This window comes from Vibrio agarilyticus, from assembly GCF_012641465.1.
In the GTDB taxonomy this organism is placed as follows: Bacteria; Pseudomonadota; Gammaproteobacteria; order Enterobacterales; family Vibrionaceae; genus Vibrio; species Vibrio agarilyticus.
The window spans coordinates 95774-112018 of the sequence record NZ_JABAIK010000004.1 but is presented as its reverse complement, the minus strand read 5'-3'; the positions used below and the strand labels follow the sequence as shown (position 1 = coordinate 112018).

Sequence of the window (16245 nt, the reverse complement as noted above, 5' to 3'; positions counted from 1 at the left end):
GTTCTCTTTCTATTTGCGGACAAAATTGTCTCTATATTAATCGTTGAAGTGGTGCTAAACAAATGACAACTCAAAATAACTTTCTTTCAGAGTGTCCGACGCTCTATATCGTGCCGACGCCCATTGGAAATTTAGGTGATATCACTCAGCGAGCGATAGAAGTCCTGTCAAATGTCGACATGATCGCTGCGGAAGATACACGTCATACTGGAAAGTTGTTGTCATTTTTCAATATCCAAACTCGCACGTTTGCGTTGCATGATCACAATGAACAGCAAAAAGCACAAGTTTTGGTCGAAAAATTATTAGCAGGTCACTCCATTGCGTTGGTTTCAGATGCAGGCACACCGCTCATTAGCGATCCTGGTTATCACCTTGTCAATCAATGCCGTCAAGCGGGGATCCGTGTGGTGCCGTTACCTGGTGCATGCGCTGTGATCACCGCGCTCAGCGCGTCAGGGTTGCCCTCAGATAGTTTCAGTTTTGAAGGATTTTTGCCCCCCAAAAGTAAGGGACGTCGCGATAAGTTCCTTGAGATCGCAAAAGCCTCGCGCACATGCATTTTTTATGAATCCCCTCACCGTATTTTAGACTCATTGGCCGATATGTTGGCAATTTTAGGTCCTGATCGTTCGGTAGTGCTGGCGCGTGAACTGACCAAAACGTTTGAAACCATACAAGGCATGCCACTGGGTGAGCTGATTGAGTGGGTAAAAAGTGATGAAAATCAACAAAAAGGAGAGATGGTGCTTTTGGTTCACGGTTATCGCGAGCCACAAGAGAGTGACATTTCAGATGAGGCGAGTCGCACTTTAGCGATTTTAAGCCAAGAGCTGCCACTGAAAAAAGCCGCAGCGCTGACCGCAGAGATCTACAATTTGAAGAAAAATGCATTATACAAATGGGGATTGGAGCATTTGGCGTCATCGTAGGCGCAAATGTGATCAACGACCTTACAGGATTCATTTGTGTAAATCATCGACAACTGACATCAAAATCAGTTTAAAAGTGACGGGTTGGCTAGACACGATGTGATCGACTGGTTACAATCCGCCGCGGAGTTGACTGGGTAGTCGCTGCTTTGTTGATGTCCTTCGGGAGACTGACGTTGAAGTCCTTTGGGAGACTGACGTTGACGTCCTTCGGGAGACTGACAAAGGGGAGGAAAGTCCGGGCTCCATAGAGCAGGGTGCCAGGTAACGCCTGGGGGGCGCAAGCCTACGACAAGTGCAGCAGAGAGAAGACCGCCGATGGCCCACATCGTAAGATGCTGGGATCAGGTAAGGGTGAAAGGGTGCGGTAAGAGCGCACCGGGCGTCTGGTAACAGTTCGCAGCAGGGTAAACTCCACCCGGAGCAAGACCAAATAGGCCTCCACATTGCGTTGCTCGCGTAAGGAGGCGGGTAGGTTGCTTGAGCCAGTGAGCGATTGCTGGCCTAGAGGAATGGCTACCGCCGCGCAAGCGGAACAGAACCCGGCTTATATGTCGGCTCCACCATGCAAGACCCATCATTACTTTGTAGTGGTGGGTTTTTTGCATTTTGCTGACGCAAAATTCGCTGTTTCCCATAAACTTGGCGCTAAATCACGTCTTAGACAAGTCTAGTGGTGGCGATGAGGTGGGAAATCAGTACACTTAACCTTCACTTTCGCGTGATCGAACATTTCAACGAGAAGATTATGACCGACACTTTCCAACATGTTTCCGTGTTACTGCATGAATCGATAGACGGACTCGCAATTAAACCCGATGGTATCTACATCGATGGAACATTTGGACGTGGTGGCCACAGCCGTACGATCCTTGCGCAATTAGGTGATAATGGCCGACTTTACAGCATCGATCGCGATCCTCAAGCGATTGCCGAAGCGCAGAAAATTGATGATCCTCGTTTTACCATTGTCCACGGCCCATTTTCTGGTATTGCCGAATATGCAGCGCGTTACGACTTGATTGGTAAAGTGGATGGTGTTTTGTTTGATTTGGGCGTGTCATCACCTCAGCTTGACGATGCCGAACGCGGTTTCAGCTTTATGAAAGACGGCCCGCTAGATATGCGCATGGACCCAACCTCTGGCATGCCAGTATCGCAATGGCTTGCACAAGCAGAATTGGATGATATTACTTGGGTGATCCGCGAATTTGGTGAGGACAAACACGCTCGTCGTATTGCAAAAGCGATCGTCGCTTATCGTGATAATGAAGAGAATGAACCTTTAGCGCGCACCAGTCAGCTTGCTAAGTTGATTTCAGAGGCCGCGCCGAAAAGTTTCAAAGAGAAAAAGCACCCGGCCACGCGCGCGTTTCAGGCGTTTCGAATTTACATTAACAGTGAACTTGAAGAAATTGATACTGCGCTCAAAGGTGCCGCGTCGATTTTAGCGCCACAAGGGCGTCTATCGGTGATCAGTTTTCACTCACTAGAGGATCGCATGGTTAAACGCTTCATGCGTAAAGAAAGCAAAGGCCCTGAAGTGCCACATGGATTGCCAATGACCGAAGCGCAAATTCAAGCTTTGGGCAGTGCCAATTTAAAAACCATCGGTAAAGCGCTAAAACCTACGGCGCAAGAAGTCGAATTTAACCCTCGCTCACGCAGCTCGGTGCTGCGAGTCGCTGAAAAGCTTTAGCTATGGCGCAGGCAACGCCCAATTTAGCACTGATTATCGCACGCGACCTACTCACCGCTGGTCGTGGTGGATTATTGGTGCTGTTTGCGATCTTTATTTCAGCTATGGGGGTGGTGCTTTCAACGCACATGACGCGTCAAGCCATTGCTGAAAAAGACCACACATTAAGTCAGCGCGAAGCGTTAGATGAGGAGTGGCGCAACTTGATGTTAGAAGAAACTGCGTTAGCGGAACATAGCCGAGTGCAAAGTTTGGCTGAGCAAGCTCTTGAGATGAAGCGCCCAGATAGCGCAAAAGAAGTCATATTGGGTGCGCCATGAGTCAAGAGTTGTCTAACCATAACAGCGCAGAGACACCATCAGCCACGATAACGCCGCAAGCTCAAGCCATTTCTGGAGTGATCCGCTGGCGGTTCTATTTGGTTATGGCCGTGATCGCGCTGGTCTTTTTGGGCCTTGTTGCGCGCGCCGCTTATATTCAAATTGTCGAGCCTGAAAATCTCATTCGCCAAGGTGATATGCGCTCGCTGCGCGTTCACGCTCTGCCATCATCGCGCGGCATTATTTCCGATCGTAACGGCGAGCCTTTGGCCGTTAGTGTGCCTGTTGAAGCGGTGTGGGCCGATCCTAAAGTTATTTTGCAAAAGGGCGCGTTGGAAAAAACCGCCCATTGGTATGCGCTGGCCGATGTACTGGGGCTTGACCGCAATGAATTATTGACAGAAATCCGTCAAAATCCGACTCGCCGTTTTATCTATTTACAGCGTCAAGTGAGTCCGGCGATGGCCAATTACATTCGTGAACTTAAAATTCCGGGTGTGGGCTTAAAAGACGAATCACGGCGCTATTACCCAACCTCTGAAGTGAGTGCTCACCTAGTGGGTGTTACGGGCATTGATGGTAACGGGCTTGAGGGCATTGAACGTCGTTATAATAGCCATTTGACGGGCGAGGCGGGGAAAAAAACCATCCGTAAAGCAGCGAATGGCACCGTGGTTGAAAATATTGCGTTAGAAGAGAAAAAACCGGGGCAACCGCTTGAACTCACTATAGACCAACGCCTTCAAGCAATTGCTTATCGCGCTATCAAACAAGTGGTGGCCGATCATCGAGCCACTTCAGGCTCAGCAGTCATGATTGATGTGGAAACCGGCGCGGTACTTGCCATGGTTAATGCGCCCTCATATAACCCCAACAATCGTGCGGATTTGCTCAGTTTCAAAATGCGCAACCGTGTGTTAACTGACATCATGGAACCTGGTTCCACAGTGAAACCTTTTGTCGTCGTGGCCGCATTAGAAAATGGGGTGGTGACGCCCGATACGGTGATTGATACTGGCAATGGGACCATGAGAGTCGGCGGAAATTTGGTGCGTGATACGAGCAAAGTCGGTAAGGCTGATCTCACCACGATTTTGAAAAAATCGAGCAATATTGGCGTAACGAAAATGGCGCTGCAGATGCCAGTGGATGCTTTGCTCGGCACATACAGCGCAGTCGGACTTGGCAGCTTATCAGGCCTAAATTTAGAGGGTGAAGTGGTTGGCATTTTCCCTGATCGTCAGCGCTGGTCCGATCATGAGCATGCGACGCTGTCGTTTGGCTATGGTCTGGCGATTACGCCAATTCAATTAGCGCATGCATATGCGACACTCGCGAACCATGGACGCTTTGAACCGATTCATATCATCAAAGAGAATGGCCTTGAAGGCAGCAAGCAAGTGCTGAATGCTGAGTACGCTGATTTGGTGCTCAAAATGATGGAAACGGTAACGCAAGAAGGCGGCACTGCGACGTCGGCAGCGATACCTGGTTATCGCGTTGCTGCCAAAACAGGCACGACACGTAAAGCGTCCGCTGGAGGTTATAGTGATGAATATATTGCGATCACTGCAGGTGTTGCGCCAGTCAGCAATCCAAGGCTTGCGCTTGTGGTGGTGGTCAATGAGCCTAGTGGTGATAATTATGGTGGTGGGTCGGTAGCAGGCCCTGTGTTTGCGGAGATTTTGCAAAGTGCACTGCAAATTCTAAATATCGCGCCAGATGAAAACACCTTGAAACGCTGAGATAAGTCGGCCAGATACTGACCGGATCTTCAGGTTAGAAAACAACTTATTGATAGAAATAAGCTGCTTACAAAAGCAACTTGTTTGTGAAAACAATCCGTTTATGAAGGCTATTAGCTAGAGACACTGCGAAGGCGGTGAGGTTACATCATGCAACAGACCATTTCTTTATCGGCGTTGATCGCGCCATGGCTTGATACTGACGCACTGAGCGCCATCGAAGTTCAGGCGTTGACTTTAGACAGCCGTACTATAGTGGCAGGCGATACCTTCGTTGCGATCTGTGGTCATGCAATGGATGGGCGCGGCTTCATTGATTCAGCGGTTACTCAAGGCGCCAACGCTGTGATTGCTCAAGCAGACGACGTTGTGGTGCATGGCGAGATTCATTGGCAAGGCGCTGTGCCGATTGTGTACATTGCCGATTTGCCCGAGCGGCTTTCTGAGCTTGCCGGGCGTTTGTATCAACCCCATTCAGAGCAAGCTTTGTCGCTCATTGGCGTGACGGGCACCAACGGTAAAACCACCATCACTCAGTTGATTGCGCAGTGGCTCGACAGAGTGGGCGAAAAAGCCGCCGTCATGGGCACCACCGGTAATGGCTTTTTGGCGAATTTGCACCCTGCTGAAAATACCACAGGTAACGCGGTCGATATTCAGCGCACGCTTGGCGAGTTACAAGCGGAAGGTGCGCGCTATGTGGCGTTGGAAGTCTCCTCTCACGGTTTAGTGCAAAGTCGCGTTCGCGCGCTTCCATTTGCGGCGGGGGTTTTTACTAACCTCAGCCGCGATCATCTCGATTATCATCAGACGATGGACGCTTACGCTGCGGCTAAATTTCAATTATTTGATGCCCATCGTTGCCCGTTGCCAATTATTAACGCGGACGACAACGTGGGGGCGGAGTGGTTAAAACAACTGCCTAATGCTTGCGCCGTGTCATTATGTGGTGAGGTGGCTGGCGCGACGCGTTCGGTATTTGCAACGCGAGTGGATTACGATGAGCAAGGTATGGTGCTCGCCTTTGATGGCAGTTTTGGTCAGGGGCTTTTAACCGTTCCCTTGATTGGCGCGTTTAACGCCAGCAATGTATTGCTGGCATTTGCGACGCTTTTATCGCTTGGCTTTTCCCGTGACGCGCTGGTGGCCTGTGCGCCAGAGTTAACTCCCGTCGTGGGCCGAATGGAACTGTTCCAATCGGCAGAGCACGCTAAAGTGGTGGTTGATTATGCCCACACTCCTGATGCCCTTGAAAAGGCGTTGCAGGCGCTGCGCATACACTGTACTGGTCAGCTTTGGGTTATTTTTGGCTGCGGTGGTGATAGGGATCGTGGCAAACGACCGATGATGGCGGCAATTGCCGAGCAATTGGCTGATCGAGTCATTTTGGCGGACGATAACCCGCGCGGCGAAGATCCCGCTGCGATTGTCAGCGATATGTTGGCTGGCATGTCAACGCCAGAAAAGGCGGTAGTGGAACATGATCGCTTTGCTGCTCTGAAATTTGCACTTGAGCATGCCAAGGTAAATGACATTATTTTGCTCGCGGGCAAAGGTCATGAGGATTACCAGGTGCTTAAGGATGCCACGGTACATTACTCAGACCGCGATGCTGCGCGTCAGTTGTTGGGATTGCTCGCATGATACGTTTTACCTTATCTCAGTTAGCTCAGTGGACTCATGGTCAACATATTGGCGCGGACTTGGCCATTGAGCATGTTTCGACGGACACGCGAACCTTAACCGATGGTGCATTGTTTATTGCGTTGGTAGGCGAGCGGTTTGATGCCCATGAATTTGCTTCAGTGGCGATTGACGCAGGTGCAGGCGCGCTGCTGGTTGAGCGGCCCTTGCCGTTACAAGTGCCACAGGTTGTGGTTGCTGATACGAAGCGAGCTTTGGGTTTATTGGGGGCGAAGGTGCACCAGTTGTGTCAAACCCCAACCGTCGCTATCACCGGAAGTTGTGGTAAAACCACGGTAAAAGAGATGGTCGCAAGCATTTTACAGCATTGCGGTCAGGTCCTTTTTACTCAAGGTAACTTTAATAATGACATCGGTGTACCACTGACACTGTTGCGTTCCCAACCCAGTGATGAGTTTGCGATCATCGAACTGGGTGCGAACCACTTGGGTGAGATTGCCTATACCACCAATTTGGTCAAACCGAATATTGCGCTGGTCAATAATGTCGCGGCTGCGCATCTTGAAGGGTTTGGCTCTATCACTGGAGTGAAACAAGCCAAAGGCGAGATCTATTCCGGTTTGAGTGAAGGTGGTGTGGCGATAGTGAATCTCGACAGTCAAGGCGATCGGCTTTGGCAGCCTCAACTTGAGGGCAAGCGAGTGATCATCTTTGCGCAAGAAAATCGCCAAGCGGATTTTTACGCATCAGATATCACTTTGAACGCGCAAGGCGAAGCACAATTTATTCTACACACACCGCAAATTGAGCTGCCAATCGCGTTAGGGATCATTGGTCGTCATAACGTCGCCAATGCGGTTGCTGCTTCGGTTATCGCTCTTGAAATGGGCGCCACTCCTGAGCAGTTACAGCTTGGGCTTGCTCAGCTTGCTGCGGTGAAAGGGCGCGTTGAGGTTCATGCCTTGAGCGAGCAGATCCGCTTAATTGACGACAGTTATAACGCTAGTGTGCCCGCGATGAAGGCCGCTATTGAGCTGTTGGCGACCATGACCGGTGAGCGCTGGCTGATTTTAGGCAACATGGCAGAGCTTGGTGAGGAAAGTCTTGCACTTCATCGTCAAGTCGGTGAACATGCTGCGCCATTTTGTTTTGAACATACCCTTACCTTTGGTGAGGATACCAAGATCATTAGCCAACTTAATCATGGGCACCATTTTGAGGCTCATCAGGCAATGATCGATTACATAAAGCAGAAGCTTGCACAATCAACCCAAGGTTCGCATACCTTATTGATCAAAGGTGCGAACAGTGCAGGTATGAGTAAAGTTGTCGCTGCTTTGAAGGAGAGTTACCCATGATCATCTGGCTCGCAGAGCTGCTTCAGCCCCATTTTTCGTTTTTCCGCCTGTTTGAGTACCTCTCATTTCGCGCCATCGTCAGTATTATTACCGCGTTGGGTCTGTCGTTATGGATGGGCCCACGTTTAATTAAACGCTTGCAACTGCTGCAAATTGGTCAAGTGGTGCGTAATGACGGCCCAGAATCACACTTTAGTAAGCGCGGTACGCCCACCATGGGCGGTGTGATGATCTTAGCGGCGATAACGATTACGGTTTTGCTGTGGGCAGACTTAACCAACCCTTACGTTTGGGCCGTATTGGCGGTTCTGCTTGGATATGGCGCCGTGGGTTTCGTCGACGACTATCGCAAAGTGGTGCGTAAGAATACCGCCGGTCTCATCGCGCGTTGGAAATATTTTTGGCAGTCTTTGATCGCATTTGTAGTCGCATTTGCACTGTATGTGCATGGTAAAGATACTGCGGCCACACAGCTGGTGGTGCCGTTCTTTAAAGAGATCATGCCGCAATTGGGCTTGATGTATATCGTGCTAACTTACTTTGTGATTGTCGGCACCAGTAATGCAGTCAATTTAACTGACGGTCTGGATGGTTTGGCTATTATGCCAACCGTGCTGGTGGCGGCCGGTTTTGCTGCGATTGCTTGGGCGACGGGTAATGTGAATTTTTCAAACTACCTGCACATTCCTTATTTGCCATACGCCTCAGAGCTTGTGGTGGTTTGTACTGCGATTGTCGGTGCTGGATTGGGCTTTTTGTGGTTCAACACTTATCCTGCGCAGGTCTTTATGGGCGATGTGGGTTCGCTCGCATTGGGGGGCGCATTGGGCACAATTGCAGTGTTGGTGCGTCAAGAGTTGGTTTTGGTGATCATGGGTGGCGTGTTTGTGATGGAGACACTGTCTGTGATCTTACAGGTCGGCTCTTATAAATTGCGTGGTCAGCGTATTTTTCGCATGGCGCCAATTCATCACCATTACGAGCTGAAAGGCTGGCCGGAGCCGCGCGTGATTGTTCGTTTTTGGATCATTTCTATCGTGTTAGTTTTGATTGGCTTAGCCACGCTAAAAGTGCGCTAATCGGCCAAGCGTATTCATGGAGTTGTCGCAAATGAGTGTCGGTCTTGCAAACTGGAATGGTGTCAAACAGGTCGTGGTGGTTGGCTTGGGTATGACCGGATTGTCGGTGGTGAATTATTTGAAAAAGCACCAACCTCAGGTCACGATTCGAGTGATTGATACACGAGAAACGCCGCCAGGACTTTGCGATCTCCCTTCTGATATTGCCGTGCACTATGGCAGCTGGCAACAAGAATGGCTGATGGCAGCCGATTTGATTGTGGCAAATCCCGGTATTGCACTGGCCAGCCCACCGATTCAAGCGGCCATTGAGCACGGCGTTCGCGTTGTCGGAGACATTGAACTCTTTGCCTGGGCTGTCAATAAGCCCGTGGTGGCCATTACGGGTTCGAATGGCAAAAGTACCGTTACCGATTTAACGGGGGTGCTGCTGAGTGCCAGTGGGCTTAACGTGGGCGTCGGTGGCAACATTGGCGTTGCCGCTCTTGATTTACTTGCGCTTGACGCGGATGTTTACGTGCTGGAGCTGTCGAGTTTTCAGCTGGAAACCACCTCATCACTCTGCTTAGTTGCGGCCGCATTTTTGAATCTGACCGAAGATCATATGGATCGTTATCAAGGTATGGACGATTATCGCGCGGCAAAATTACGTATTTTCGCTCACGCTCAGCGCGCTATCGTCAATCGTGATGATGCGCAGACTTGGCCTGAATCAAAAACATCGCTTCGCAGTTTTGGCTTTGATCAAAAAGAATTTGGCACGCTGGTGCATCAAAATGAACGCTGGCTCAGTGTGGACGGCAAGCCGCTGATCCCAACGCGTCAATTGCAATTGGTGGGTCAACATAACGTCGCAAACGCTTTGGTTGCGCTCGCATTAGTTGAAAGCTTAGGACGGCCTTTAGAGCCAATATTGGGCGCTTTGGCGGAATATCGCGGTTTATCTCATCGCTGTCAGGTGGTGCTTGAGCGAGGTGGCGTGAAGTGGGTCAACGACTCTAAAGCAACCAATGTTGCTAGTACGCTGGCGGCGCTCTCGGGTCTTGAAGGGGTTAATACGCTTTATTTGTTAGTCGGTGGGGTTGGCAAGGGCGCGGACTTTTCTGAGCTGGCTCCTGTATTAGCAACGCTCAACGTAAATCTGCTCTGCTTTGGTGCCGATGGGGATCAGTTTGTGCCGTTACACTCTTCAGCGCGTTTATTTGACACGATGGAACAGGCGATTGCCGCAGCCTCAGCTTCGCTGGATTATGGTGATATGGTGATGCTCTCGCCTGCGTGTGCCAGCTTTGATCAATTTGCCAACTTTATGGCACGCGGAGAAGCATTTGCTGAGCTTGCAAAGCAGTATGGCTAACTTTGGGAACCGACTGAAAAAAACACAAAGGAGCGCGCAGTGACAAAGAGGCAATGGACAAGAGCCGTGCAGCATTGGTTACTTAAGCCGCTTCCTGAAACCAGTTACGACAGGCAGCTGGTCTGGATTGCGCTCGGCCTTATGCTCACTGGGCTCGTTATGGTGACGTCAGCGTCATTTCCTGTCGCCGCGCGACTGACGGGCGATCCTTTCTATTTTATGGAGCGTCATGGCATCTTTTTACTGTTGTCGCTCGCCACGGCGGCGGTATGTGTGCAAGTGCCATTGCATCAATGGTCGCGTTATGGCTACCATCTGCTGGGTTTATCGGTCATTTTGCTATTGGCAGTGCTGTTTGTCGGCAAGTCGGTTAACGGCGCTTCGCGTTGGATTCCACTCGGACCAATCAATTTTCAGCCTGCGGAGTTGGCCAAATTAGCGCTGTTTATTTTTATGTCAGGTTACTTGGTTCGCAAGCAAGCTGAGGTTCGCACCACTTTTTTTGGCGGCTTTTTCAAGCCGATTGTTGTCTTTTTGAGCTTGGCGCTGCTGCTTTTGCTTCAGCCCGATCTTGGGACCGTGGTGGTGATGGTCGTAACGCTATTTGGCCTACTGTTTATCGCTGGTGCCAAGCTGACTCAGTTCATAGGCCTTATGGTGGCAGGCGTTGCGGCTTTAATTGCCCTGATTGTGATTTCGCCTTATCGAATGCGCCGAATTACGGCGTTCTTAGATCCGTGGGAAGACCCATTTGGCAGTGGGTATCAGTTGACACAATCTTTGATGGCATTTGGTCGTGGCGATTGGCTTGGTCAAGGTCTGGGTAATTCGATTCAAAAATTAGAATATTTACCGGAAGCGCATACCGATTTTGTGTTTTCGGTGTTGGGAGAAGAGCTGGGATTTATTGGCGTAGTTATGGTGCTGGTGCTGATTTTCAGCCTGGTCCTAAAAGCGTTACTGATTGCTCGACGTGCCTTTGATAAAAATGAACTGTTTGGTGCTTATTTAGCGTTTGCGATCGGCGTTTGGTTTGCGTTCCAAACTTTAGTGAATGTCGGCGCGGCGGCAGGCATGATGCCCACCAAGGGGCTGACTTTACCGCTGATAAGTTATGGCGGCTCAAGCCTGATTATTATGGCAATTGCAGTGGCAATATTGTTGCGCATTGACCATGAATGTCGACGGGCTCAATTCAATCAAGCAGTGACTAACCAAGATCAGATGTAACTCATGACAACAAAAAAATTATTGGTGATGGCCGGAGGTACTGGTGGTCACGTTTTTCCCGGGTTGGCCGTCGCAAAGCGGCTTCAGGCGCAAGGTTGGCAAGTGCGCTGGCTTGGCACCGCCGATCGTATGGAAGCCGAATTAGTGCCCAAGCATGGAATTGAAATTGATTTTATCAAAGTCAAAGGCTTGCGTGGGCAAGGGGTAATGCGCCTTCTTGCAGCGCCTTGGCAAATTGTTCAAGCAATACGACAGGCGCGAGCGCACATCAAACGCTTCCAACCTGACGCCGTGCTTGGTATGGGAGGCTATGTCAGTGGGCCTGGTGGCGTTGCTGCATGGCTTGAAGGCATTCCTGTGGTGTTGCATGAACAAAATGCGGTCGCGGGACTGACCAATCAGTGGTTATCCAAAATCGCACGTCGTGTGTTTCAAGCGTTCCCGGGGGCTTTTCCCAAGGCCCCTGTGGTTGGTAATCCTGTGCGCGAAGATTTGCTGCATCTTTCGACGCCAAGCGAGCGTTTTGCCTTGCGTGAAGGACCTCTGCGTGTACTTATCATGGGGGGGAGCCAAGGCGCGCGAATCCTCAACCAAGTGGTTCCTTTGGCATTAGCCCAGTTGTCGCAGCCCGTTGAGATTTTCCATCAGGCTGGCAAAGGTAATGCGCAGCAGGTTGTCGCGCAATACCAAGAACTGGGTCTAAGCAGCGCCCAAGTCAGCGAATTTGTTGATGATGTTGCCACGGCGTATCAGTGGGCTGATCTGATTGTGTGCCGCTCAGGCGCTTTGACTGTGTCTGAAATTTCGGCGGTTGGGGTTGCTGCGATTTTTGTACCGTTTATGCATAAAGATCGTCAACAAGCCCTTAATGCTCAACACTTAATTGACCATCAGGCTGCGTTAATGATTGAACAGCCCGATCTCAGTGCCATCTCGCTGGCGAATGCGATTGCTGGGCTCGATCGAGCCAGGATATTGACAATGGCAGAGAATGCGCGCCAGCAAGCACAGTTGGACGCAGACAAAAAAGTGGCGCAAAGCATCATTGATTTAACCCAAGCCTAACGAAAAGAATTAGAGACAGTTTCATGACAGTTCAACATCAGCAAAATATGGCGCAGTTACGAGCCATGATCCCAGAAATGCGTCGCGTTAAATCAATCCACTTTATTGGAATTGGCGGTGCAGGCATGAGCGGCATTGCCGAAGTGCTGCTCAATGAGGGTTACCAAATTAGTGGCTCAGATCTGGCGGAAAATGCGGTGACCGAACGGTTACAAGAAAAAGGCGCGACCATTTTTGTCGGCCACCACGCCAGTAATATTGCCAAAGCGAGTGTGGTTGTGGTGTCTAGCGCCATTAATGAGCAAAACCCAGAAGTAAAAGCTGCGCGTGAGGCTCGAATTCCCGTGGTTCGCCGTGCTGAAATGTTAGCAGAATTAATGCGTTATCGTCATGGTATTGCGGTTGCAGGTACCCATGGCAAAACGACGACAACGGCGTTGGTGACTCAGATTTATTCCGAGGCGGGCCTGGATCCAACTTTTGTTAATGGTGGTTTGGTTAAAAGTGCTGGAACGAATGCTCGGCTTGGGTTGAGCCGAATTTTAATCGCGGAAGCCGATGAAAGTGATGCGTCGTTTTTGCATTTGCAGCCGATGGTCACCATCGTTACCAATATTGAAGCGGATCATATGGATACTTATGGTGGGGATTTTGAAACGCTCAAGCAGACGTTTATCGATTTTCTCCACAATTTGCCATTTTATGGTCAAGCGATTGTGTGTATTGATGATCCTGTGATTCGAGAGTTGTTACCGCGCATTAGTCGTCAAGTGATCACATATGGCTTTTCTGCCGATGCCGATGTTCGAATCGAGGCGTATCATCAAGTTGGGCAGCAGGGTAAATTTACCGTTATTCGTCAAGGACGTCCTTCTTTGGCGATCACGCTAAATATTCCTGGGCGTCATAATGCGCTCAATGCGGCGGCGGCGATTGCGGTTGCGACAGAAGATGATATTAGTGATGAAGCAATTTTAAGTGCCATGTTAGGAACTCAAGGAACCGGTCGACGATTTGATCACCTTGGAGAATTTGAAACGGGTAATGGTGTTGCTATGCTTGTGGATGATTATGGTCATCACCCTACCGAAGTCGATGTCACTATTCAGGCGGCGCGTAACGGTTGGCCAGAGAAACGTTTGGTGATGATTTTCCAGCCACACCGTTATAGCCGAACTCGAGATTTGTATGATGATTTTGCTAACGTGTTGGAACAAGTCGATGTGCTGGTCATGTTGGATGTCTATGCGGCAGGTGAAAAGCCAATTGCGGGAGCTGATGGACGCTCTTTATGCCGTAGTATTCGCAGTCGAGGTAAGTTAGACCCCATTTTTGTTGCCGATAATCAACAATTGCCTGCTATTTTGGCCAATATTTTGCAAGATGGAGATTTGGTGCTTGCTCAAGGTGCAGGAGATGTCGGAAAAGTGGCGCGTCAACTGGCTGAATTAGAACTGAATATTGAAAGAATGCAATCAGTTGTGTAGTGGATTAGGCCGATCGACAGGTAAAATCACACAATTGAGAGAGCATTTTGTGTGATTTAAGCGCACTATTGCGCAGATCTTGTGCAGGTTTTCACGTATTCAAGGTTGGCGAGCGCATGGGACGTCAGTATAATCGCGAAGTTAAATCGAGTGCTTTTAAATATGAATAAATTGATATACGCAAGTAACCTCAAACTGGCTCCGAGTCCTGTTTATTGATGATACTTGGGTATAAAGCACTTAATAAGGATCATTAATATTGAGTCTGACAAACACCCCTTTCCAGGATGTGGTGCTAGATAGTGAGATTAGCCACCGCCGTGCACATTGGCTCGGTGGGTTGTTTTTATCTGGCGTGCTCATATTGGTTGGGTTGGGGGGGTATTTAACCATCAGCTGGATGTGGGACGAAGAGCGATTGCCGTTGTCCCAATTGGCCATTCAGGGTGAGCTGCGTTATGTGACGCCCAATGATGTGCAGCAGCAGTTGGCTACGTTAGATCATATTGGCACCTTTATGTCGCAAGATGTGACTGAACTCCAGAAAAGCGCTGAGTCTTTGCCATGGGTTGCGCACGCGTCGGTGCGAAAACAGTGGCCCGACACCATCAAGGTGTTTTTAGTTGAACATCAACCTGTGGCGATTTGGAATGGCAATGGATTACTGAACCTGCAGGGGGAAGTATTTCAGGGTGACGTGAGTTTGCTGCAACAAGAAGTGGTGAAGCTTTACGGACCAGAAGCGTCAAATCAGCAAGTTTTGACCGTATATCGTGAGCTAAAGCCACAATTTGCACAGTTTGGCTTGGTAATTTCATCGTTGCTATTGAATGATCGTCGAGCTTGGCAAATTATCTTGGATAATGGTATTCGCCTTGAGCTGGGTAAAGAGTCACTTCAGTCGCGAATAGCGCGCTTTTTTATGCTCTATCAGCAACTTGATCAGACGGTCAATCGAATTAGCTATGTTGATTTACGTTATGACACGGGCGCTGCGGTGGGTTGGTACACCGAACAAGAATTAGAACAAGAGAGACAAAATGACCAAAGCCACTGATGACAACATAATTGTCGGGCTTGATATTGGTACCGCCAATGTCACTGTTCTGGTAGGCGAAGTGTTGCCGGATGGACAAATTAGTATTATTGGCTCAGGTTCAAGTCCGTCACGTGGCATGGACAAAGGTGGCGTCAACGATTTGGAGTCTGTGGTTAAGTCCGTTCAGCGAGCAATAGATCAAGCACAACTGATGGCCGAATGTACCATTACTAATGTGTTTATTTCGCTTTCTGGACGTCATATCGCAAGCCGAATCGAAAAAGGCATGGGAACCATTTCGGATGAAGAGGTCTCTCAAGAAGATATGGACCGCGCGATTCATACCGCGAAGTCAATAAAGATTGGTGATGAACAACGCATTTTGCATGTGATCCCCCAGGAGTTCACGATTGATTATCAAGAAGGGATAAAAAACCCTCTTGGTTTGTCTGGTGTGCGAATGGAAGTGAGCGTTCATCTGATTTCGTGCCACAATGATATGGCACGGAATATTATTAAAGCAGTGGAGCGATGCGATCTGACAGTCGAGCAGATTGTCTTTTCCGGATTGGCATCAAGCAACGCAGTGATCACCGAAGATGAGCGCGAGCTCGGTGTGTGTGTGGTTGATATTGGTGCGGGAACGATGGATGTGTCTATCTGGACCGGCGGAGCATTGCGCCATACGGAAGTCTTTTCCTATGCAGGGAATGCGGTCACTAGTGATATTGCTTTTGCGTTTGGCACACCCGTAAGCGATGCTGAAGAAATCAAAGTCAAATTTGGTTGTGCGCTAAGTGAACTGGTCAGTAAAGACGACACCGTCAACGTCCCGAGTGTGGGAGGGCGTCCGTCACGCAGTTTACAACGACAAATGCTGTCTGAGGTGATAGAGCCTCGTTATACGGAGTTAATGGGACTCGTCAATCAAACCATTGATAATGTGCAAGTCAAGTTGCGCGAAAATGGGATCAAGCATCATCTGGCCGCTGGGGTGGTTTTAACCGGGGGTGCTGCTCAAATTCGTGGTTTGGTTGAGTGTGCGGAACGGGTGTTCCGCAATCAAGTTCGCGTTGGTCAACCGCTGGATGTCAGCGGGTTGACCGACTATGTAAAAGAGCCGTGTCATTCAACGGCTGTAGGATTGCTCCATTACGCAAGAGATATGCGCGCTAACGATGACAATGATTATCAAGAGCCAAAACGCTCAGCAGTGACGGGGTTATTTGGTCGTTTGCGTAATTGGATACAAAAAGAGTTTTAACCTGAGAGTTGCAGGATAAACGGAGA

13 protein-coding genes and 1 other RNA gene are annotated in these 16245 nt (G+C 49.5%); all 14 read left to right on the top strand.

The features are described 5' to 3' along the window. The first annotated feature begins 62 nt into the window (after positions 1 to 62). Positions 63 to 932, top strand: a complete 870-nt coding sequence (gene rsmI / locus HGP28_RS05265) for a 16S rRNA (cytidine(1402)-2'-O)-methyltransferase (RefSeq protein ID WP_168835414.1) — start codon at positions 63 to 65, stop codon at positions 930 to 932. A 125-nt stretch (positions 933 to 1057) separates the two neighbouring features. Further along, positions 1058 to 1498, top strand: an RNA gene (gene rnpB / locus HGP28_RS05260) — RNase P RNA component class A. 182 nt (positions 1499 to 1680) lie between these two features. Then, complete coding sequence (gene rsmH, locus HGP28_RS05255) at positions 1681 to 2631, top strand: 16S rRNA (cytosine(1402)-N(4))-methyltransferase RsmH (RefSeq protein ID WP_168835413.1); 951 nt, start codon at positions 1681 to 1683, stop codon at positions 2629 to 2631. Positions 2632 to 2633: 2 nt separating this feature from the next. After that, positions 2634 to 2951, top strand: coding sequence for a cell division protein FtsL (gene ftsL, locus HGP28_RS05250; RefSeq protein WP_168835412.1), 318 nt, complete (start codon positions 2634 to 2636; stop codon positions 2949 to 2951). After that, on the top strand, positions 2948 to 4696 hold the full coding sequence (locus HGP28_RS05245) for a penicillin-binding transpeptidase domain-containing protein (RefSeq protein WP_168835411.1): 1749 nt from the start codon (positions 2948 to 2950) through the stop codon (positions 4694 to 4696). Before ftsL ends, HGP28_RS05245 begins: the two co-directional genes overlap by 4 nt. Before the next feature lie 150 nt (positions 4697 to 4846). Continuing rightward, positions 4847 to 6340: a UDP-N-acetylmuramoyl-L-alanyl-D-glutamate--2,6-diaminopimelate ligase gene (gene murE, locus HGP28_RS05240; protein WP_168835410.1), complete on the top strand. Its 1494-nt coding sequence runs from the start codon at positions 4847 to 4849 to the stop codon at positions 6338 to 6340. Continuing rightward, the gene (locus HGP28_RS05235) at positions 6337 to 7698 is read left to right on the top strand and encodes a UDP-N-acetylmuramoyl-tripeptide--D-alanyl-D-alanine ligase (protein ID WP_168835409.1); all 1362 of its coding nucleotides are present in this window, start codon (positions 6337 to 6339) and stop codon (positions 7696 to 7698) included. Before murE ends, HGP28_RS05235 begins: the two co-directional genes overlap by 4 nt. After that, complete coding sequence (gene mraY / locus HGP28_RS05230) at positions 7695 to 8777, top strand: phospho-N-acetylmuramoyl-pentapeptide-transferase (protein WP_168835408.1); 1083 nt, start codon at positions 7695 to 7697, stop codon at positions 8775 to 8777. Before HGP28_RS05235 ends, mraY begins: the two co-directional genes overlap by 4 nt. A 31-nt stretch (positions 8778 to 8808) precedes the next feature. Continuing rightward, positions 8809 to 10134, top strand: coding sequence for a UDP-N-acetylmuramoyl-L-alanine--D-glutamate ligase (murD, locus tag HGP28_RS05225; protein WP_168835407.1), 1326 nt, complete (start codon positions 8809 to 8811; stop codon positions 10132 to 10134). Between the two features lie 39 nt (positions 10135 to 10173). Next, complete coding sequence (gene ftsW / locus HGP28_RS05220) at positions 10174 to 11364, top strand: cell division protein FtsW (RefSeq protein ID WP_168835406.1); 1191 nt, start codon at positions 10174 to 10176, stop codon at positions 11362 to 11364. A 3-nt stretch (positions 11365 to 11367) separates the two neighbouring features. Next, on the top strand, positions 11368 to 12429 hold the full coding sequence (murG, locus tag HGP28_RS05215) for an undecaprenyldiphospho-muramoylpentapeptide beta-N-acetylglucosaminyltransferase (protein ID WP_168835405.1): 1062 nt from the start codon (positions 11368 to 11370) through the stop codon (positions 12427 to 12429). Positions 12430 to 12452: 23 nt separating this feature from the next. Further along, entirely contained in the window at positions 12453 to 13916 is a 1464-nt protein-coding gene (gene murC, locus HGP28_RS05210) for a UDP-N-acetylmuramate--L-alanine ligase (protein WP_168835404.1), read from the top strand. Positions 13917 to 14205: 289 nt separating this feature from the next. Continuing rightward, entirely contained in the window at positions 14206 to 14973 is a 768-nt protein-coding gene (locus tag HGP28_RS05205) for a cell division protein FtsQ/DivIB (protein ID WP_439333836.1), read from the top strand. Further along, positions 14957 to 16219 (top strand): cell division protein FtsA, encoded by a 1263-nt coding sequence (ftsA, locus tag HGP28_RS05200; protein ID WP_168835403.1) that lies wholly within the window; start codon positions 14957 to 14959, stop codon positions 16217 to 16219. Before HGP28_RS05205 ends, ftsA begins: the two co-directional genes overlap by 17 nt. Positions 16220 to 16245 lie beyond the last annotated feature (26 nt).